Here is a 20,691-nt window from a genome sequence, read left to right on the forward strand (position 1 = left end):
CCTGATTGGCCCCCTGCGCCTGGCGGCGCGGGGACCCCGGCTCCTCAACGGGCACGGAGAGCCCCGTTGGGGGCGCTGGGGGTCCCCCATTGCCGAAGGCATAGGGGGCGGAACTGCGCGACCAGCCACCCGGAACGGTTGGGCGGCAACGGTCAGCTCCCGGCCGGGCGCTCGCCGCCCCCGTCACGGGCCCGGGGCGCAGAAGCCCCCATGGCGCGGCGTGGCGGACCCTGAGCCGGGGGCCCTGCCGGGCGGGCTAGTTCTTCTCGAAGCGGAAGCCCACGCCACGGACCGTCGCGATGTAGCGCGGATTCGCCGCGTCGTCGCCCAGCTTCTTGCGGAGCCACGAGATGTGCATGTCCAGGGTCTTGGTGGACGACCACCACGTGGTGTCCCAGACCTCGCGCATCAGCTGGTCGCGGGTGACGACGCGGCCCGCGTCGCGGACCAGGACGCGGAGGAGGTCGAACTCCTTGGCGGTGAGCTGGAGCTCCTCCTCGCCCATCCAGGCGCGGTGGGACTCGACGTCGATGCGGACGCCGTGGGTCGCGGGCGCGGGTACCGGTTCCGTGGCGCCGCGGCGGAGGAGGGCCCGGACCCGGGCGAGCAGCTCGGCGAGGCGGAAGGGCTTGGTGACGTAGTCGTCGGCGCCCGCGTCGAGACCGACGACGGTGTCCACCTCGTCGGCGCGCGCGGTCAGCACCAGGATGGGCACGGTGTGGCCCTCGGCCCGCAGCCGGCGGGCGACCTCCAGACCGTCCATACCGGGCAGGCCCAGGTCGAGGACGACCAGGTCCACCCCGCCCGCGAGCCCCGCGTCGAGCGCGGCCGGACCGTCCTCGCGCACCTCGACCTCGTATCCCTCGCGGCGCAGCGCGCGCGCCAGGGGCTCCGAGATGGATGCGTCGTCCTCTGCGAGCAGTACACGCGTCATGGGGCGATGGTAGTCCGCAAGGGGGACGCAGAGGAGCGTGATCCGCAGTCCCTGCGGGTCACAGGTTCGAGGCGGGCAACAACCTTTGAATCGGTGATCACGTTCCGGGTTCTCCTGTGATCCATCTCTCAAATCCTTCCTTATGGGCAGGTGTCATGTCGTATGGTGTCGAGTACGCCTGTAGCACTATGCGGAGACCTTTGGCCTGCCGAGCAGCAGCCCAGGGGTCTTCTCTGTGTGTGAGGACCGGGACACCGGTCCGCCGACAGTGAATGACCTGTGGACCGGGCCCCGGGCGCAATGACGCGACCGGGGTGTGGATCCCGGTGCGGACACGTCCCCGCCTTCGGCCCCCACGCCGGAGCGAACCCCTCGGGCGTGGGGCGGGACGCTCTCCCACCGGTGCCGGTCACCCCCCACCGGGCGCACTCCCGCGGACCCCGCGGCGCGTCCCGAACGCAAGGAACGACCATGGCGTCAAGCCTGACGAAGGCTCCGGGCGGCTCTGCCGAGACCGAGAAGACCTTCCTCGGCCACCCTCGTGGCCTGGCCAATCTCTTCATGACCGAGATGTGGGAGCGCTACAGCTTCTACGGCATGCGGGCGCTGCTCGTGCTCTACCTGGCCACCGAGGTGGCCGACGGCGGGCTCGGCATGAAGGACGCGACCGCGGTCGCGATCTACTCCGTGTACAACGCCATGGTGTACCTGCTCGCCCTTCCCGGCGGCTGGCTGGGCGACCGGGTCTGGGGCGCCCGCAAGGCGGTGGCGATCGCCGGCATCGTGATCATGACCGGTCACTTCCTGCTGGCCGTGCCCGCGCAGTTCTCGTTCTTCCTGGGTCTGGCGTTCATCGCGGCCGGTTCCGGTGTCCTCAAGGCCAATATCTCCACGATGGTCGGCCATCTGTACCCGGACAAGAACGACTCGCGCCGTGACAGTGGCTTCACGATCTTCTACATGGGCATCAACCTGGGTGCCTTCGTCGCGCCGCTGACGATCGGCGCGGTCGGCCAGAAGGTGAACTGGCACCTCGGCTTCGCGCTGGCCGGTGTCGGTATGGCGATCGGTCTGCTCTTCTTCTTCCTCGGCTACCGCCATCTGAACGAGGAGTCCACCCGGGTCCCGAACCCGCTGCCCGCCTCCGAGCGGACCGCGCTGGTCAAGAAGGGCCTGATCTGGCTGGGCGTGGCCGCCGCCGCGTACGCGGTCGTGGGCCTGTCGGGCAACTTCCACATCGACTGGGTGCTGTGGCCGCTGACCGTCCTCGGTCTGGTGCTGCCGGCCTGGTACCTGTTCCGGATCCGCCGCGACAAGGACCTGACGCCGGTCGAGCAGGGCCGGATGACCGGCTACATCTGGTTCTTCGTCGCCGCCGCCGTCTTCTGGGCGATCTACGACCAGGGCGGTTCGGTCCTCACTCTGTTCGCCAAGAACGACACGGAGACCGCGCTCTTCGGCTTCGACTTCCCCGAGAGCTGGTTCCAGTCGCTGAACCCGCTCTTCGTGATGGCGATGGCCCCGCTCTTCGCGATGCTGTGGGTGTGGCTGGGCCGCCGTAACAAGGAGCCCAGCACCGCGTCGAAGTTCGCCACCGCGCTGCTGCTGATCGGCGGCTCGTTCTTCGTGATGATGCTGGCCCAGGGCGTGGCCACGGGCGAGACCAAGGTCTCCCCGATGTGGCTGGTCTCGGTGTACTTCATGCAGACCGTCGGTGAGCTGTGCCTCTCCCCGGTCGGTCTGTCGCTGACGACGAAGCTGGCGCCGGAGAAGTACTCCTCCCAGATGATGGGCGTCTGGTTCCTCGCGGTCACCGCGGGCAGCTCGGTGATCGCGCTCCTCCAGCTCATCGGGGCGCCGACGGGTACGGAGGCATGGTTCGCCAGCCAGGGCGCGCTGGCCCTCCTGGCCGGTGCGGGCATCTTCATGTACCGCCGGAAGGTCAAGTCGCTCATGGGCGGCGTGCACTAGCGCACTGATGCACTGACGCACTGAGTGCAGGACATACGGCGGAGCCCCCGGCGGATCTCAGGATCCGCCGGGGGCTCCGCCGTCGTACGTCCGGGACCGGTGTCCGACCGGTCAGTCGCCGTAGATCGCGTCGATCTCCTTGGCGTAGTCCCGCATGACGACGGCCCGCTTCAGCTTCAGCGACGGCGTGAGATGGCCCGACGCCTCGGTGAACTGGGATTCGAGGATCCTGAACTTGCGGACCGACTCCGCCTTGGAGACGGCGGCGTTGCCGTCGTCGACGGCCTGCTGGATCTCGGCGAGCAGCACCGGGTCGTCGCGGAGCTGGGCCGCGGTGACCCCTTCCGGTTTGCCGTTCTGGGCGGCCCAGCGCGGCAGGAACTCCTCGTCGATGGTGACCAGCACGCCGACGAACGGCTTGCCCTCACCGACCACCATGCACTCGGCGACCAGGGCATGGGCCCGGATCCGGTCCTCGATGACGGCGGGGGCGACGTTCTTGCCGCCGGCGGTGACGATGATCTCCTTCTTCCGGCCGGTGATGCGGAGGTAGCCGTCGGCGTCGAGGGTGCCGATATCGCCGGTGTGGAACCATTCGCCGGACATGACGGCGGCGGTGGCCTCGGGGTTGTTCCAGTAGCCGGTGAAGATGTGCTCGCCCTTGAGGAGGATCTCGCCGTCCTCCGCGATCTTCGCCCCGGTGCCGGGGATCGGCTGGCCGACCGTGCCGATCTTCTGCCGGTCGAGCGGGTTGAGGGTGGTGGCCGCGCAGGATTCCGCGAGTCCGTAGCCCTCCAGAACGAGGATGCCGAGGCCGCGGTAGAAGTGGCCGAGGCGCTCACCGAGGGCGGCGCCGCCGGAGATGGCGTAGCGGGCGCGGCCGCCGAGGGCGGCGCGCAGCTTCCCGTACACCAGCTTGTCGAAGAGCGCATAGCGCAGCCGCAGACCGAGGCCGGGCCCGGACGGATCGTCCTGGGCGCGGCTGTGGGCGATGGCGGTGTCGACGGCCTTGTCGAAGATCTTGCCCTTGCCGGCCGCCCTGGCCTGGGCCCGGGCGGAGTTGTAGACCTTCTCGAAGACCCTCGGTACGCCGAGGAGGTAGCTGGGCCGGAAGGCCGCCAGCTCCGCGGAGACGTCCTTGAGGTCGCTGACGTGGCCCAGTTTGACCGCGCCCATCAGCGCGCCGATCTCGACGACCCGGCCCAGGACATGGGCCTGCGGGAGGAAGAGGAGTACGGAGGCGTCGGCGGAGAACATCTCCGGGTTGCGGCCGATGATGTTGCCGCACTCCGCGAGGAAGTTGCGGTGGGTCAGCTCGCAGCCCTTGGGGCGGCCGGTGGTGCCGGAGGTGTAGACGATGGTGGCGAGGGAGTCGGCGTCCGCGACGGCGGCCCGTTCGTCGACCCGTTCGTCGGTGACGTCGGTGCCCGAGCCGGTCAGTTCGGCGACCGCGCCGGCGTCGATCCGCCAGAGGTGCTTCAGCAGCGGGAGCCGCTCCCGTACGCCCTCGACCACGGCCTGGTGTTCCGCGGTCTCCACGATGCAGGCGACGGCGCCGGAGTCCCCGGTCACCCACTCGACCTGTTCGGCGGACGAGGTCTCGTAGACGGGTACGGAGACCGCTCCGGCGAACCAGATCGCGAAGTCGAAGAGGGTCCATTCGTAGCGGGTGCGGGACATCAGGGCGATCCGGTCCCCGGGCTGGACACCGGCGGCGATCAGGCCCTTGGCCACCGCACGGACCTCGGCCAGGAAGGCGGTGGACGTGACGTCGCGCCAGTGGCCGTGCTCCTTGCGGGCGAGGACGGCACGGTCCGGGTACTCGGTGGCGTTCCGGATCGCGATGGCCGTCAGATTGCCGTCCGACGGCACGTCGTACAGGGCCGGAACGGTGAACTCGCGCACGGTTCTTCCTCCTTCTCGGCGACGCTGTGGTGTCGGCTGAGACGCATCGGAAGAACCGGGTCCGGCGGGCTCGGACGCTACCAGCCGCTTGCGGACGCTACCAGTGGGTAAGGGAGGCGGTACAGATGCCGGACCGCTGGACTTTTCCCAAGGACCCAATATGTTTCTTGTGTCATGAAGGGGATGGTTGTGCCCGCTCTGCCGCATGGCGCTCCCCCACCGTACGGACCCGGCGGACCGCCGTCGGGCGGTGACGCGGCGGGGCGCCGGAGGCCGGGCGCGCCGGACCTGCGCGCGGCCGGGCGCTTACCCTTCGAAAGCCTTTCGTGCCGCGGACCACCGCCTCCGGGCAGGTGGTCCGGTGTTTCACGGGTCCCGGTGTCAGACCCGCTGAAGCGCCCAGGGTTTCCGCTGCCGTCGTACGGCCGCACCCGGCGGACCCGGGAGGAGTGGTGGGGCAGTCCCGGTGCGGGACCCCCGCCCGGTACTCACCGGTCCGGCCGCCGCGGTCGACGCGTACGGCGTCTTCCCCCCGCGGGCTCGTCGTCCACCGCTTTGGAGCACGGCCTCCGTCCCTCGGGCTCCGAGGGTGCAGGAGGGCTCTGTCTCGGCCCGACCAACCACCCGGTCCAGCACAGGAAGCACTCGACCGAGAGGCACCACGTTCATGCGCAGCGATACCTGGAACTCCCCATCCCCCTTTCCCGGCTTCCCCGGTTCCACCGGGCGCAACCGCCATCCCCTGGCTGCGTTGCGGACCAAGGCCGGTTACACGCACGGCGAGTACGCACAGCTGATCGCCACCACCCACGCCGAACTGGGGTTCGGTCAGATGGCCGCCCGCCGTGAGAAGGTCTCCCGCTGGGAGGCCGGGCGCGCGGTGCCGGAGCGCACCGCGCAGCTCGCCATCGCGCATATCCACGCCGTCCCGCAGGAGGAGGTCCTCAGGCTCGACTGGCCCGACTGGCTGCACCTGGCCAACGGCGACACCCGGCAGCTGGAATTACCGTGGACCCGTGCCGCGGTCCCCGAGGCCATTCTCGATGCGGTCGCCGGCCGCAAACAGCTTCAGCAGGAGTATCTGCTGGCCACCGGGTGGGCCGCCCGGTCGCTGGTGAAGAACTGGCTGGACGCGGTGAGCGAGGAGGTGTCGCTGGCTCCGACGGTCCCGCTGCGCGGGGTCGTGGGCCGGATGCCGCCCGCCGAGGCGGAGAGCGCCGAACCGGGTTCCCTGCTGGAGGCCTGTACCCGGCTGCGGACGCTGCACCAGTTCGCGGCCAAGTTCTCGGCGAGCTGGCTGGCCCCCGCGACGGAGCTGGAACTGCGGCATCTCGCCGACCACTTCCTGGCTTCCCCGGAGGCCCTGCACACCGGCCGTGAGGTCCTGGTCCTGGCCGCCGAGGGGCTGTCGGTCTGCGGTTTCATCGCCCGGGTGCAGGGCGAGCACGTCAACGCCCAGCGGTTCTACGTCGCCGCGCTGCGGTGCGCCACGGCCGCCGCCGACCCCGAGGTGGCCGCCGCCGTGCTCACCATGCACGTGGGCCAGTACCTCGACCTGGAGATGCACGAGGAGGCCGCCGAACTGCTGGCGGCGGTACGGGAACTGCTCGACCGCCATACGAACGGGACGGCCGACCCCGCGCTCCAGGCACTGCTGTACGCCCAGACCGCCCGGATCCACGCCCAGCGCGGGGACGATATGGGCCGGGTCCGGGCGATGGCGGCGGGGCGGCGGGCGCTCAGCACCCCATCGGCGGCGGGGCTGCCGATCCTGCCGCTGCGCTCCGAGTCCTGGCTGAGCTGCATCGACGCGGTGTCGCTGCTGGACATGCACCAGCCGGAGCGGGCGCTGCGGCATTTCGACCCGCTCTTCAGCCGCCAGGGCCCGGGGCTGAACCTGCCGCCGGTGGTCCGGGCGATGTATCTGCTGCGGGCGGCCGAGGCACAGCTGACGCTCGGTGATCTGGTGGGCGGAGCGGAGTCGGAGGCGAAGGCATCGGCGCTGCTGGGCGGGGTGCAGGCAGCCGCGGCGGAACGGATCCGGGTCGCGCTGCGGGCCGCCCGTCACGAGCGGCGCTGAGCCGCGGCGGGGGTGGTACGGCTCCGCCGTGCGGCGCCCCCGGAGCAGGAGCGCGGTCCGCCGGACGGGTCCGGCGGAGCCCGGGACCGTGCGGGGCATGACGCTCGCACGGTGAGGCGAACGGAGTTCCGGGGAACGGGAGACCGATGCGGGTCTTCCGGTGGTCTTCCCGGTGGCAGTACGACGGCCTGCGGCCGCCCGGCACAGGGGACGGTGCCGGGCGGCCGCAGGGCGTCCGGGTGCGGATACGGCTCCGGCCCGGGTCCGGTCCGGTCCGGGCCGCGGGGCGGTGCGGGTCCGGCCGCCGGTGGCGGAAAACAGTGTGCTCCCGGTGTGCTCCGTGCGGCGCTCGAAAGGCGAGGCACAGGCGAGGCACACCGTGCCATATGGCGAATCCGGAAACGCTGCGCCAAGACTTTATGTGCCCGAACCGGTGAACTCGGCTTCCGTCTTTGGTGGACTGAACCATTGTCGACTTCCTGCGGAACCCGGTACGGAATGGGCGGCACGATGCTGTTTTCCACGACCACCGACCGGGCTGGAGTTTGTTCATGAGCCGTTCTGTCCTCGTCACCGGAGGAAACCGGGGAATCGGTCTGGCCGTGGCCCGCAGGCTCGGCGCGGCGGGCGACCGGGTGGCGGTGGCCTGCCGGTCGGGCCGGTCTCCGCAGGAGGGGTTGCTCGGGGTGGCCTGCGACGTCCTCGACCCGGCCTCCGTCGACGAGGCGTTCGCCAAGGCGGAGGCCGCGCACGGGCCGGTCGAGGTGCTGGTGGCCAATGCCGGGATCGTCCGGGACGGGCTGCTGATCCGGATGACCGACGAGGATTTCCAGACGGTGCTCGACACCAATCTGACAGGGACGTTCCGTGTGGTCAGGCGGGCGGCCCGGCAGATGGTGCAGGCCCGGACGGGCCGGATCGTGATCATCTCGTCGACGGCCGGGCTGAGCGGGGTCGCGGGCCAGGTGAACTACGCGGCGTCCAAGGCGGGGCTGATCGGGCTGGCCCGTTCGCTCGCCCGGGAGCTGGCGCCGCGCGGGGTGACCGCCAATGTGGTGGCACCCGGGCTCACCGACACGGCGATGGCCGAGGCGCTCAGCGATGCCCAGCGTCGGCGGATCGTCGGACAGATACCGCTGGGGCGGATGGCCGACCCCGACGAGATCGCCGCCGCCGTGCAGTTCCTGGCGTCGCCCGGGGCCTCGTACATCACGGGTGCGGTCGTCCCGGTGGACGGCGGCATGGGAATGGGGCACTGACATGGAGGGGCCGGAAAAACCCGGGGAATACCCGGCCGGGACCGGATACCGGGGCAGCACCGGAACCACAAACGGAACCAGAAACGGAACCCCAGCCGGAAGCACAAACGGAACCTCGGGCAGAAGCCCTGTCGAGCACTGGTACGGAGTCGGGGACGGGCCCGGACAGGGATACGGAACGGCCGGGAATCCCGGGCCGGGAAGGAACGGCCCCCGCCGCCGGCCGAATAGGCGGGACCGGGGCACCGGGTGCCGGAATTCCCCGCTCCGGCGGCTTGACCGGAATCCGCCGACCGGGCCCGGCAGTAAACGGAATTCAGAGATCCGGGCCGGGGGCGGTTCCCGGCCCGCCCGGTCGGCCGGATCCGTCCGGTCCGTCCGCCGGGACGACCTCCGCTCCGTACCGACGCCAGGAGGCAACGGATGACACCCACCACCGAAGCGGCGGACCGCACCCCGCGGCCCGTCGTCCTCACCGGGATGGCGGTGACCACGGGGTACGGGCACGGGGTCGACGCCCTGCGCGAGGGGATCCGCTCCGGCGTCCCCGCGTTCACCCCCGTGACCCGGTTCGACACCGGCCGCTACCGGGTGGGCATCGCCGCCCAGGGCCCGGCCGAACTCGACCTGGACACCGAGCTGAAGACCCTGGCCGAGGAGGCCTGCAAACAGGCCGGGCTCTCCCCCGCCGAACGTGCGGAGAGCCTGCTGCTCGCCGCCCGGCACGCCGACCCCGCCGTCTCCCGGCTGCCCCGCGCCGAACAGCGCGAACGCCCCATCGGCGATACCGCGCGGTGGCTGGCGCAGGAGTGCGGTTTCGAGGCTCCGGGCCGGACGTACATCAACGCCTGTGTCGCGGCGGGCGCCGCGGTGGCCGAGGCGGCCGTGCTGATCGCGACCGGCCGCCGGGACCGGGTGGTGGTCGCGGCCGGGCATCTGGTCGACGCCGAGTCCTTCACCACCTTCGACGCGGGCCGGGCCCTGGCGGCCGACGGCAGGCTGCGGCCCTTCAGCGCCGGGCGCAAGGGTCTGCTGCTGGGTGACGGCGCGGGCGTGGTGGTGCTGGAGGCGGCCGGCAGCCGCAGCGGAATGCGCCCGCTGGCCCGGCTCTCCGGCTGGGGCATGGCGGGCGACGCCCACCATGTGTGCCAGCCGCATCCGCAGGGACTGGGCATGGCCCGCTCCATCGAACTGGCGCTGCGCCGGGCCGGGCTCGGCCCGGGCGACCTCGACTACGTCAACGCGCACGGCACCGGGACCCCGTACAACGACTCGGCCGAGACCGCCGGAATGCACCGGGTGTTCGGCGAGCTGGCGGAGCGGATCCCGGTCAGCTCGACCAAATCGCTGACCGGGCACGCCCTCCAGGCCGCCGGAATGGTCGAACTCGTCATCACCGTCCTGACCGTCGGGACCGGTCTGCTGCCGGTGAACTCCGGCTATCTGGGGCCCGACCCGGACTGCCGGCTCGACCTCGTCCTCGACACCACCAGAGAGCGGGAGGTCCGCCATGCCGTCAGTCTCAACTCCGCCTTCGGCGGCGCGAACACGGCGCTGGTGGTGAGCGCACCATGACCAGCGCCCCCACAGCCACGACGACCGCCGCCCTCCCGACCGCCTTGGCCGACGCCGCCACGGCCGCGGGGCTGACCGTGCTGGCCCGGGCCGGCTGGGATCCGGCCGAGCGGCCCGGCGGCCCGCCGAACCTCCCCGGCTTCACCGCCTCCTCCTTCGGCCCCCTCTTCGCCCATGTCGCCGACCGCTGTCTCACCGCCTTCCACGGCACCGCGCCCGCACCCCCCGAGGACGGCCGGGACACCGGTCTGGTGCTGGTCTCCCGGCTGGGCGACATGGCCACCGAGACCGCGGTGACCGGCTCCGTCGACCGCGGCACCAAGGCGTCGCCGCTGCTCTTCTACCAGTCGGTGCCCAGCGCCGTGCTGGGCGTGGTGTCGGCCCGCTGGGGGCTCGGCGGCCCGGTGATCTGCATCAGCCCGGCCGGGGACCCGTGGGCCGAGGGGCTGGAGCTGGCGGGGCTGCTGGCCGAGGACGGCAGCGCCCGGGACGTCCTGGTGGTGCTGGTCGAACTGGGCGTCGACGAAGGCGAACCCGACAGCGCGGAAGCGCTGCTGGTCCGGGCCGCCGCCGCGGCCCCGGGCGCGGAAGGGGTGGCGGAATGAGGGAGCGCGCCGTGGAGTTCCCGCTCTCCTCCGAGATCGCGCTGCTGCGCCGGTCGTGGTGGCTGCACGACGCCCGCTGGTACCAGGCGGTGAAGACCCGCTTCGGCCAGGAGGCGGCCAACGAACTGAACGCCGAGGTCATGCGGTTCGTGGCGCGCCGGGTCGCCACCCTCTACAGCCGCCGCAAGCCCACCCCGCCCGACAGCGGGCCGCGCGAAGTGGCCGCCGTCCTTCAGGAGCTGGCCGGGCTGATGTTCACCCGGGCCATGGTCCGGCTGGACGCCACCGAGTTCGACGAGGCCGACGGCGTCTGGGAGACCGAGGTCAGCGAGCACTTCGCGCTGAAGATGCTGGCCGCGAGCCGCTCCCTGGAGGGCTACGACTGCCCCTGTCTCGACCTGCGGGCGGGCTGGTTCGAAGGCATCGGCGTCACGGCGGACGACGAGGTCGTGGCCTGTATGCGCGAGGGCGCCGAAACCTGCCGCTTCCGCGCCTGTCTGAAGACCGCGAACTGACGGCGGCCGCGGTGGACGGCACGGAGTGCCGCGTACCGGGCCCGAGACCGCCGACCGAGACCACCGACCGACCAGGCATCGTGAGAGGAGCCGTGTGATGCCGACCGAACGAAACCGCTGCCGGACTCCGGCGCCCCCGGCCGGGGCGGCCGGTCCCCGGCGTCTGGTCGTGGCGCTGACCGGGGCCACCGGTGTGGTCCTCGGCATCCGGCTGCTGGAGGAGTTGCGGCAGCACGACGACGTCGAGACCCATCTGGTGATGAGCCGCTGGGCGCGGGCGACGCTGAAGACGGAGAGCGATCTGACCGCCCGTGACGTGGCCGCGCTCGCCGATGTCGCCTACTCCCCCGAGGACCAGGGCGCCGCGATCTCCTCCGGCTCCTTCCGGACCGACGGCATGGTCGTGATGCCGTGCAGCATGAAGACCCTGGCGTCCATCAGGACCGGCTACGCCGACGGTCTGATCACCCGCGCCGCCGATGTCACCCTCAAGGAGCGGCGCAGGCTCGTCCTGGTGCCCCGGGAGACCCCGCTCGGCGAGATCCACCTCGACCATCTGCTGACCCTGTCCCGGATGGGTGTGGTGGTGATGCCGCCGGTGCTGACCTTCTACAACCGCCCGTCGTCGGTGGACGACATGGTCGACCATCTGGTCGCCCGCGTCCTCGACCAGTTCGGCATCGCATCGCACCGGGCCCGCCGCTGGCAGGGCATGCCCCCGGCCCGCCCGGCCGGACCGGAGGCCGGGCCGTTCGTCCGGCCGTTCGCCGCGACCCCTGGAGGGGCGTCATGAAGCACCTCACCGATCTGCGGGCGTACCTCGACGCCCTCGACGCCCTCGGCGATCTGCGGACCGTCGACCGGACCGTCAGCGCCGACCTCGAAGCCGCGGCGATCACCCGCCGCTCCTACGAACTGCGCTCCCCCGCGCCGCTGTTCACCTCCGTCGCGGAGGACCGGATCGGGATGCGGCTGTTCGGCGCCCCGGCCGGGGTCGGCTCCCGGCCCGATCTGCCGCTGGCCCGGATCGCCCTGTCGGTGGGGCTGCCCGCCGATACGGGCGCGGCGGAGCTGGTGGACCATCTCGTACGGACCCGGGACGCGCCGCCGGTGCCGCCGGTGACCGTGCCGCGGGAGCAGGCGCCCTGCAAGGAGAACGTCCTGCTGGGTGCGGACGCGAACCTGGACCGGTTCGCGATCCCCCGGATCCACGAGGAGGACGGCGGCGACTACCTCAACACCTGGGGCGTCGTGATCGCGAAGACCCCGGACGGCTCCTGGACCAACTGGTCCATCACCCGCATCATGCGCCTCGACGGGCGGCGGATGACCGGTCTGGTCGTTCCGCCGCAGCATCTGGGGCTGGTGTGGGAGCAGTGGGCGGAGCGCGGCGAGCCGATGCCGTACGCACTGGTGCAGGGCGGCGCCCCGGCGATCCCCTTCGTCGGCGGGATCCCGCTGCCCGAACGGGTCGACGAGGCCGGCTACATCGGCGCGCTGCTCGGGGAGCCGCTGGAGCTGGTGCGCTGCGAGACGGTCGATCTGGAGGTGCCCGCCGGTGCCGAGGTGGTGATCGAAGGGCATCTGTCGGTGGGCCGGGACAGTCTGGAGGGGCCGTTCGGCGAGTACGCCGGATACGCCTCCACGCACACTTCCCAGCAGCCCGTCTTCTCGGTGGAGGCGATCACCCACCGGAACGAACCGGTGTGGCCGCTGGTCGCGGAGGGCCGGCCGCCGGACGAGTACCACACGGTCACCGGCACCGGGCGGGCGGCGAAGGTGCTGCACGCGCTGCGGGCCGCGGGGCTGCCGGTGACGACGGTGTGGGTGCCGTTCGCGGCCGCCATGCACTGGGCGGTGGTGACCGTCCCGGAGAACTGGCGCTCGGTGCTGCCGGGTGCCGACAGTGCGGAGTTCGTCCGGCGGATCGGTGAGGTGATGCACAACGGCGGCGGCCCCAGCGCGATGCTGCCCGTCACCTATGTCCTGGACGACGACATCGACCCGGCCGACGACCGCGATCTGCTGTGGGCGCTGGCGACCCGGCTCCATCCGCGCGACCGGCGGCAGTTCTGGGACGGCCGGGTGCTGCCGTTCATGTCGTGCTTCTCGCCGGAGGAGCGGACGGCGATGCGCGGCCCGAGCGTGCTGGTGGACGGGCTGCTGCCGGCCTGGGGCGAGGGGCGGCTGCGGCACGCGTCGTTCGCGCAGGCGTATCCGGAGGACGTACGCCGGAGGGTCGTCGAGCACTGGGACGACTGACGCCGCGTCAGCCGGGCCGCCCTTCGCACCGCCGCACCCCGCACCGGCACCGGCACCGGCACCGGCCCGTGAAGTCCCCCCGCTCCCGCGTTCCGTGCCCCTCCGGGGCCTTCGACCGAAGGAAGCGATATGCCACTCGACACCGGATGCGTCGGTACGACGTACCCACCCGCCACGCCCTATCCCGTGGAGCCGGAGACCATCCGCCGGTTCGCGCGCGCGGTGGGCGATCCGGCACCCGTCTACACCGATCCGGAAGCCGCCCGGGCCCTGGGCCATCCGGCGGTGCCCGCCCCGCCGACCTTCCCGTTCGCCGTGGTCGCCCGGGCGATGGAGGAGGTCTTCCGGTACGAGGACATCGGCTTCGACCCCACGTATCTGATCCACGGCAACCAGCGCTTCGAGTACACCCGGCCGGTCCTGGCGGGCGACCGGCTGGTGACCGTGCTGGAGATCACCGGGGCGCAGCGGCTGCGCGGCCGGGACGTGCTGACGCTCCGCGCGGATCTGGCGGACGGCGACGGGAGCCATGTCGTCACCACCCATATGACGTTCGTGGCGCTGAGCGCCGTGGAAGGAGGTGAACCCGCATGACCACGGACACGGCAGGGGCGAGGGCTTCCGCGGTGGATCCGGCCGGGGACGGAGACGGTACGGAGCTGCCGACGCTGACGGTCACCCTCACCCGCTCCGATCTCGTCCGCTACGCGGGCGCCGCTGAGGACTTCAACCCGGTCCACTGGAACCCGCGGGTGGCCCGCGAGGCCGGACTGCCCGATGTCATCGCCCACGGCATGCTGACGATGGCGATCGCCGCCCGCGCGGTCACCGACTGGACGGGCGATCCGGGCGCGGTCGTCGAGTACCGCACCCGGTTCAGCCGGCCGGTGCCGGTCCCCGACGACGCCGGGGGCGCGCTGGTCGAGGTCGGCGGGCGGGTCGCGCGGTGGCTCGGCGACGGCCTGGTCCGGATCGACCTGACGGTCACCTGCGGCGGTACGAAGGTGCTGAGCGAAGCCCGCGCGGTCGTCCGCCTGCGGGCCGAACCGCCCCCCGTACAGGACTGACAGGACCGGCTCGACCGACAGGCCGCCCCTCCCCCACCTTCCCTTCTGCCCGTGCACGGCGATCCCGAACGGAGCCCCAGGACGGATGAGCACTTCCCCGGTGTCTTCCCCGGTCTTCCTGCTCGCGCCCCGCTATGTGCTGGGCGAGACCGAGGAGCCCTATACGGCCGTGCCGGACCTCGCGGGACAGGTGGCCCGGTACGGCATCCCCATGGCGCCCGGCACCTGGGGCTGGGGCAGCTTCTTCCGTACCTCCCGGGACACCGCCGACCTCGCCGTCGCCAGCGGGACCGCGACCCTGGCCGCGGCCGGGGCGGATCCGGAGACGGTCGACGGGCTGATCGTGTGCAGCAGTTCGTTCCCGGAGGGCGTCGACGACCACGCGGGGCTCGTCGGGGCGGTCCTGCGCGGACTCGGGCTGGCCCGGACCGGCTTCACCTGCGGGGTGACGCTCAACCGCTGCAACAACCTGCTCGCCGGGCTGCGGGTGGCGGAGGCCCTGGTCCGGTCGGGGAGCAACCGGCTGGTGCTGGTGGTGACCACGGACCGGGTGCTCGACGAATCCCAGCGGCTGGAGAAGTTCGCCCTGTTCAGCGATGGCGCGGCGAGCTGTCTGGTGGGGGCGGCGGAGCAGGGTCCGGAGCGGGAGCGGCTCAGGGTGCTCGCCACCGCGTCCGCGCAGGACCCGGAGGTGCTGGGGCGGCTGGACCGGATCGACGCCCGGCTCTCGGTCGCCGTGAACGAGCGGCTGGAGCGGGCGGCGGGCGTCCCTCCGGAGAAGGTCACCGCGCTGCTGCCGGCCAATCTGGTGCGGCCGCTGATCACCATGAAGGAGCGGCAGGCCGGGTTCGGCCTCGACCGGATGCGCACCGGGAACATCGAGCGCCTCGGGCACTGCTTCGCCGCCGATCCACTGATCAACCTGGCCGATCTGCTCGCCACTGGAGAGGCGGCGGACGACGGGCTGTATCTGCTGGCGTCCAGCGTGCCGGGGGCCCGGCACGGCGTACTGCTCCGCAAGTGCCCCTGACGGGAAGGGTGTGCCGGACCATGCACCGACACGGACAGCACGACACGTACAGAACCGGGAGAGCGGGCGGGCCGGACGGCGGTGACGTTCCCGGGGACGGTGCCGGGGCCCCGGCCGCGCTGCTGCGGCTGGCCGGGGACCCCTTCGAGCTGGGGCGGCAGCACGGCGCCGCGCGGGCGGCCGGGCTGCGGGCGTTCCTCGACGACGGGCTCGCCCGGATCAACCACCTCCTCGACACCCCGGTGACGACGGCCGGTCTCGGGCCGCTGATCACGGACTTCCGCCGGGAGATAGAGACCGCGGTGCCGGAGCTGGCGGAGGAGATCCGGGGGCTGGCGGCGGGCGCGGGCATCAGCCATGAGCAGGCGCTGCTGCTCCAGTTGCGGCGGGAGATCACGGGCTACCGCGATATCCGCCGACCGGGCGGCGACTGCACGACCTACGCCCGGGTCGATCCGAACGGGCCGCATACGGTGCTGGCGCAGACCGTCGATCTCAGCGGCGATCTCGACGACCAGAGCAGGCTGCTGTCCATCGACCGGGCGGGTGGCTCGCGCCGGGTGCTGGTCCTCAGCTTCGGCGGGCTCCTCGGCTATCTGGGGATGAACAGCGACGGTCTGGCCGTCGGCATCAACCTGGTCCTCGGCGGCCGGTGGCGGCCGGGGCTGCCGCCCTATCTGGCGGTCCGCCACGTCCTGGACAGTGCGGGCTCGGTGGACGAGGCGCTGGGGGTGCTGGAGGGGCTGAAACTGGCGAGTTCGCGGTCGCTGACGCTCTGCGATCCGCGGGGCGCGGCGTGTACGGAGTTCCTCGACGGGCGGATGCACACGGTCCGGGCGCTGCGGACCGTGCACACGAACCACTTCCTGCACCGGGAGTTCATCCCGTACGACAAGCTGAACGTGTTCGCCCGCAATTCGTCGCTGCGGCGGCTGGAGGCGTGCTCGCTGCGGCTCGACGCCCTGCCGGAGGCGGCGCTGCCGGGGGACCATCTGGCGCTGCTGTCGGCGCCGCCGGTCTTCGTGCCGGGCAACGGCAACATCCGGCGGGAGCGGACGGTCGCGATGGTGGCCATGCGGCCGGCCTTCGGCGATCTGCATCTGCTGGGCTCGCGGCCGTCGGAGACCCCGCGGGTCTTCAGCGCGCGGGCGCTGACCGGGACGGCCGGGTCGTGAGCGCGGCTGTCCGGCCGCCGCGGGCGGCGGTGGAGTGCCGGCTGATCGACCTGCACGCGGCGGGCGCGGGCGGGGACGATCCGGCGGCGTGGTCGGTGCTGTCGGAGTCGGAGCGGGAGCGCGCCGACCGCTTCCGGGATCCGGCGGCGGCGGTGGTGTACGTCCGGTCGAGGGCGGCGGTCCGCCGCACCCTGGCCGGGGTGCTGGGCGGCAGTGCGGCGGGGGTGCGGCTGGCGGTGGAGCCGGGCGGGCGGCCGGTGCTGCCGGAGCATCCGGGGTGGTACGTGAGCTGGTCGCGGTCGGCGGGGGTGCTGCTGGTCGCGGTGCGGCACGGCGGGCCGGTGGGGGTGGATGTGGAGCTGGTACGGCCCGTGGGCGCGGGCGGCCGGGTGCTGGGCACGGTCTATCCGGATGCGGCCGCGCTCGGCGGGCTGGACGATCCGGAGGCGTTCTTCTCGGCCTGGACCCTGCTGGAGGCGGCGGTCAAGGCGTCGGGGCGGGGGCTGGCGCGCGGGGGCCGCGATGTGCGGCTGGTCCGCCCGCCCGGTTCGGCGCGGTGTGCCCTCGGCGGCATCCGGGGTACGGGCGGGGCGGTGTGGCGGGGCCGTACGGACCGGCTGGCGGTGGCGTCCGCAGGTCGCGGGCCGCGCGCGGCGGGCCCGTTGCCGCGGGTGATGACGGCGGTGGTGACGTGCGGTGCGACGGAGCCGCCGCGGCCGGTGGGGGTGGCCCAATGACGGAGAAGGCGGAAGGGGTACGGGTCTCCGGGGCACCCGGAGACGCCCAGCGCCCCGGCCCGGAGCGCCCGGCGGGCTCCCGCGTCCGGGACCCGGGTCCCGGACCGGATGCCCTCGGCCCGGGCCGCCGGGCGGACCACCCGGCGCCGCCGGCGGGCGACCCGGCCGGGGGCGGGAACGCTCCGGTCGCGGGCGCGGGCGGCACGTCCACCGCCGGGGAGTCCACGCCCGGCACCGGACCGGAACCGTCTTCGACGGCAGCCCGCCGTCCGGGCGCTGAGCCCACCGGCCACAACTCCGGAGGCCGGGGCGCCGGAACACCCGCAGCGGCGTCCGGCCGCCTGAGCGGGGCCGAGGGCCGTCCGGCCGGTGAACCCACCCGGCAGGGCCCCGGCGCCGGGACCGATGCGGGGTTGCTGGCGCCCGTGTGGGCCGGGACGCCGGTGGAGGGGGTGACCTCGGACGAGGCGTGGCTGGCGGCGATGGTGGAGTTCGAGGGGGCCCTCGCCGATGCGCAGGCCGAGCTGGGTGCCGTACCGCACGGGGTGGGGGACGCGGTGCGGGCGGCCGGGGCGGGCGGCGGGCTCGACCCGGTGGCGCTGGCGCGGCGGGGGCGGGAGGCCGCCAATCCGGTGGTGTTCTTCGTGTCCCGGCTCACGGAACTCGTCGCCGCCGCCGATCCGGAGGCCGCCCGGTACGTCCACGCGGCCTCCACCAGTCAGGACGTCCTGGACTCGGCGGCGATGCTCGTCGCCCGGCGGGCCCTGGAACTGCTCCACGGCGATCTGGGAAGGATCCGTACGGCGCTGGCCGCACTGGCCCGGGCGCACCGGGACACCCCGGCCGCCGCCCGTACCCTCACCCAGCACGCCGTGCCGACCACCGTCGGCCTACGGGCGGCCGGCTGGCTGACGCTCGCCTCCGACGCCCACGACCGGGTGGGCGCCCTGCTGGCGCGGGGCCTGCCGGTGTCGATGGGCGGCGCCGCGGGCACCCTGGCCGCCTACCACGACCAGCTCCGCACGGCCGGGGCGGCCGGGGACCATCCCGAGCTGCGGCTCGTGGAGCTGGTCGCCGGGCGGCTGGGGCTGGCCGCCCCCGAGGTGCCGTGGCACGCCGTCCGTACCCCCGTCGCCGAACTCGGCGCCGTACTGTCCCTGGCCGCGGGCGCGCTCGGCAAGTTCGCCGCCGATGTGCTCGTGCTGACGCGGACGGAGATCGGTGAGGTCGTCGAGCCCGCCGCCGCGGGCCGCGGCCGGTCGTCGGCGATGCCGCAGAAGCGGAATCCGGTGCTGAGCACCCTGGTGGCGTCGGCCGCCCGGCAGGTGCCGGTGTACGCGCTGGTGCTCCAGCAGTCGGTGGTCGCGGAGGACGAGCGGTCCGCGGGCGCCTGGCATGCGGAGTGGGAGCCGCTGCGGCAGTGCCTGCGGCTCACCGGCGGCGCGGCGCACACCGCGGCCGAACTCGCCGAGGGGCTGGCCGTCTCCGTCGACCGGGTGCGCGCCAACACCGCGCTGACCGGCGCCGGGCTGGTGGCCGAGCGGCTGTCGGTGGCGCTCGCCGCCGATCTCGGCCGGACCCGGGCCAAGGAGATCGTGACCCGGGCGGTACGCGGCACGGAGGACGGCATCCCGCCGGTCGAGGCGCTGCGGCTGGCCCTCGCGGAGGCGGGCTGCGCGGACGAGGTGTCCTTCGCGCCCGGCGAACTCCTCGACCCCGCGGGCTATCTGGGCGCCGCCGGGCCGCTGGTGGACCGGGCGGTCCGCCGGGCCGCCGCACCCCCGCCGGATCCGGGCCCGGCCGGGCCCGTACCGCACGAACAGCACCCACCGCACGTATCAGAGCACGACGAGGACGACGAGGATTCGGAGACCGCAGATGATGATCAGTGAAGACCTCCGGCAGAAGGTGCTCGCCGACGCGGCGCTCGGCGCGGGGAACGTGATCCACCGGCTCCCGCTGTACGGCCGCTCCCTGGACGAGGAGGTGCTGTGGCTCGACGGCACCTGGCGGGCCCCGGACGGCAGCCGTCCCGAGGTGCTGACCCTGGGCGGACTGCACGAGGTGGTCGCCGAGTACGCAGGTTTCTACACCCGGGCCGGGGTGCGGGCGAAGGACGCGGTCGCGATCGTCTCGACGTCCATCACCGACTTCGCGCTCAATCTGATGGCGCTGACCGGTATCGGCGCGATCGCCTCGCTGGTGAACGCGAACATGCCGGCCGAGACGCGCCGGGAGTACATCCGCCGTCAGCGGGTGGTCGGCATCATGACCCGCGAGCCCTGGCACGCGGATCTGCTGGCGCATCTGGACGACGACGAGCCGCCGCTGTTCGTGGCGCTCCAGTCGGAGGTGGAGCCGGGGAACCGGGAGCACCGCCCGGCCGCCTACCCGTTCCGGCACGCCCCCGGCGACCCGATCCTGATCTCCCACTCCTCGGGCACCACCGGCATCCCCAAATCGGCGTTCCACACCCACGAGACCCTGTTCCACGGCGCGCTGAGCAGGCTGGCGGACGGTCTCGACTGCTCCACCCGGAAGCGGCTGCTGGCGCTGCCGGGCCACCATGTGTCAGCGATGTCGAACACCCTGCTGGGGCTGACCCTGGGCGCGCCGGTGGTGCACTACACCGACCCCAGCGGGAAGGCCGTGCTCGACGGTATCGAGAAGCACCGTCCGACGATCGTCTTCGGCTTCACGCACACCTTCACGGAGATGGCGGCGGAGGATCTGACCGACCGGGACCTGACCAGTGTGGAGGCGTACTACGCCTCCGGCGACGCGGCCCACGCGGTCCACATCCGGCGGCTGCTGGACAAGGGCTACCACACGGCCACCGGTCCCGATCTGAAGCCGAAGAAGGTCCCGGGCGCGATCTTCATCGACATGTTCGGGTCGACCGAGATGGGCTATGTGCTCTTCGACTTCGTGCACCGGGCGGGCGGTCCGGTGATCGGCCGCTGCATCGGCCGCCCGATGCGGTTCGCGCAGGCCGCGGTGGTCGGGGAGGACGGTTCGGTGCTGCCGCCCGGGCAGGTCGGCCGGCTCGGAGTGCGCTCCAAATCGCTCACCCCCGGCTTCTGGAACGACAACGTCCGCTGGCACAAGCAGTGGCTGGGCGGCTACTTCCTCACCGGTGACCTGGCCTACCGGGACGCCGCGAACACCTTCTACCACCTGGACCGGACGACGGACGCGATCCGTACGGAGGAGGGGTTCGTCTACAGCGCCTACACCGAGGAGGTGCTGCTGCGCGAGTACCCGGAGATCCTCGACTGCACGGTGGTCGGACTGGCCGACGAGGGCGTGGAGTTCGGCTGGGAGGACGAGGGCGTGGCGACGGTGTACGCCCTGGTCAACCTGGTCGAGGGGGCGGAGGCGCCGCAGGATCCGACGGCCTGGATCAACGAGGCGCTGGGCCGGGCCGGGCTGCCGCGGGTGGCGGGCGCGGCGATCGTCACCGAGGACACCATCCCCGTCGGCATCACCGGCAAGGTCCTCAAGCGGGTGGTGCGGGCCGAGGCCCGGAAGCTGATCGGCGGCTGCTGATCCGTCCCGTACGACCGCGGCAGCGGG

General features: G+C 72.8%; 17 protein-coding genes. 15 read left to right on the top strand and 2 right to left on the bottom strand.

Translation table 11 applies throughout. The annotated features are described in order from the left end of the window. Window positions 1-256: 256 nt before the first annotated feature. On the bottom strand, window positions 257-934 hold the full coding sequence (locus B7R87_RS11085; protein ID WP_006348944.1) for a response regulator transcription factor: 678 nt from the start codon (window positions 932-934) through the stop codon (window positions 257-259). A 471-nt stretch (window positions 935-1,405) separates the two neighbouring features. On the opposite strand from B7R87_RS11085, the gene B7R87_RS11090 reads away from it, so the two are divergent. After that, a complete protein-coding gene (locus tag B7R87_RS11090; protein ID WP_006348943.1) occupies window positions 1,406-2,905 on the top strand; it encodes a peptide MFS transporter in 1,500 nt (499 codons plus the stop codon). A 111-nt stretch (window positions 2,906-3,016) separates the two neighbouring features. Here B7R87_RS11090 and B7R87_RS11095 read toward each other — a convergent pair whose 3' ends face one another. After that, entirely contained in the window at window positions 3,017-4,810 is a 1,794-nt protein-coding gene (locus tag B7R87_RS11095; RefSeq protein WP_006348942.1) for an AMP-dependent synthetase/ligase, read from the bottom strand. Window positions 4,811-5,477: 667 nt separating this feature from the next. Between B7R87_RS11095 and B7R87_RS11100 the strand changes: the two genes are divergently transcribed. The 14 genes from B7R87_RS11100 (at window position 5,478) to B7R87_RS11165 (ending at window position 20,664) form a co-directional block, all read left to right on the top strand. Then, on the top strand, window positions 5,478-6,890 hold the full coding sequence (locus tag B7R87_RS11100; protein WP_006348941.1) for a transcriptional regulator: 1,413 nt from the start codon (window positions 5,478-5,480) through the stop codon (window positions 6,888-6,890). 551 nt (window positions 6,891-7,441) lie between these two features. Continuing rightward, complete coding sequence (fabG, locus tag B7R87_RS11105) at window positions 7,442-8,149, top strand: 3-oxoacyl-ACP reductase FabG (RefSeq protein ID WP_006348940.1); 708 nt, start codon at window positions 7,442-7,444, stop codon at window positions 8,147-8,149. Between the two features lie 423 nt (window positions 8,150-8,572). Continuing rightward, a complete protein-coding gene (locus B7R87_RS11110; RefSeq protein ID WP_006348939.1) occupies window positions 8,573-9,724 on the top strand; it encodes a beta-ketoacyl-[acyl-carrier-protein] synthase family protein in 1,152 nt (383 codons plus the stop codon). Further along, complete coding sequence (locus B7R87_RS11115) at window positions 9,721-10,329, top strand: beta-ketoacyl synthase chain length factor (RefSeq protein WP_006348938.1); 609 nt, start codon at window positions 9,721-9,723, stop codon at window positions 10,327-10,329. Before B7R87_RS11110 ends, B7R87_RS11115 begins: the two co-directional genes overlap by 4 nt. Next, complete coding sequence (locus B7R87_RS11120; protein ID WP_040916100.1) at window positions 10,326-10,844, top strand: hypothetical protein; 519 nt, start codon at window positions 10,326-10,328, stop codon at window positions 10,842-10,844. Before B7R87_RS11115 ends, B7R87_RS11120 begins: the two co-directional genes overlap by 4 nt. Window positions 10,845-10,941: 97 nt before the next feature. Beyond that, entirely contained in the window at window positions 10,942-11,637 is a 696-nt protein-coding gene (locus B7R87_RS11125) for a non-oxidative hydroxyarylic acid decarboxylases subunit B (RefSeq protein ID WP_006348936.1), read from the top strand. Beyond that, window positions 11,634-13,106, top strand: a complete 1,473-nt coding sequence (locus B7R87_RS11130; protein WP_006348935.1) for a UbiD family decarboxylase — start codon at window positions 11,634-11,636, stop codon at window positions 13,104-13,106. Before B7R87_RS11125 ends, B7R87_RS11130 begins: the two co-directional genes overlap by 4 nt. Window positions 13,107-13,235: 129 nt before the next feature. Further along, a complete protein-coding gene (locus tag B7R87_RS11135; protein WP_006348934.1) occupies window positions 13,236-13,700 on the top strand; it encodes an FAS1-like dehydratase domain-containing protein in 465 nt (154 codons plus the stop codon). Then, window positions 13,697-14,173, top strand: a complete 477-nt coding sequence (locus B7R87_RS11140; RefSeq protein WP_006348933.1) for a MaoC family dehydratase — start codon at window positions 13,697-13,699, stop codon at window positions 14,171-14,173. The genes B7R87_RS11135 and B7R87_RS11140 overlap by 4 nt, the downstream gene beginning before the upstream one ends. An 85-nt stretch (window positions 14,174-14,258) precedes the next feature. Beyond that, window positions 14,259-15,203, top strand: a complete 945-nt coding sequence (locus tag B7R87_RS11145; RefSeq protein ID WP_040916099.1) for a beta-ketoacyl-[acyl-carrier-protein] synthase family protein — start codon at window positions 14,259-14,261, stop codon at window positions 15,201-15,203. Window positions 15,204-15,223: 20 nt separating this feature from the next. After that, window positions 15,224-16,378, top strand: a complete 1,155-nt coding sequence (locus B7R87_RS11150; protein WP_006348931.1) for a C45 family autoproteolytic acyltransferase/hydolase — start codon at window positions 15,224-15,226, stop codon at window positions 16,376-16,378. Further along, window positions 16,375-17,115 carry a 4'-phosphopantetheinyl transferase family protein gene (locus B7R87_RS11155; protein WP_130585037.1) on the top strand — a complete coding sequence of 247 codons (741 nt, stop codon included), beginning with the start codon at window positions 16,375-16,377 and terminating at the stop codon, window positions 17,113-17,115. Before B7R87_RS11150 ends, B7R87_RS11155 begins: the two co-directional genes overlap by 4 nt. Continuing rightward, on the top strand, window positions 17,112-19,007 hold the full coding sequence (locus tag B7R87_RS11160; RefSeq protein WP_233168810.1) for a lyase family protein: 1,896 nt from the start codon (window positions 17,112-17,114) through the stop codon (window positions 19,005-19,007). The genes B7R87_RS11155 and B7R87_RS11160 overlap by 4 nt, the downstream gene beginning before the upstream one ends. Next, entirely contained in the window at window positions 18,994-20,664 is a 1,671-nt protein-coding gene (locus B7R87_RS11165; protein ID WP_006348928.1) for a class I adenylate-forming enzyme family protein, read from the top strand. The genes B7R87_RS11160 and B7R87_RS11165 overlap by 14 nt, the downstream gene beginning before the upstream one ends. Window positions 20,665-20,691 lie beyond the last annotated feature (27 nt).

The organism is Streptomyces tsukubensis (assembly GCF_003932715.1).
GTDB classification, from domain to species: domain Bacteria; phylum Actinomycetota; class Actinomycetes; order Streptomycetales; family Streptomycetaceae; genus Streptomyces; species Streptomyces tsukubensis.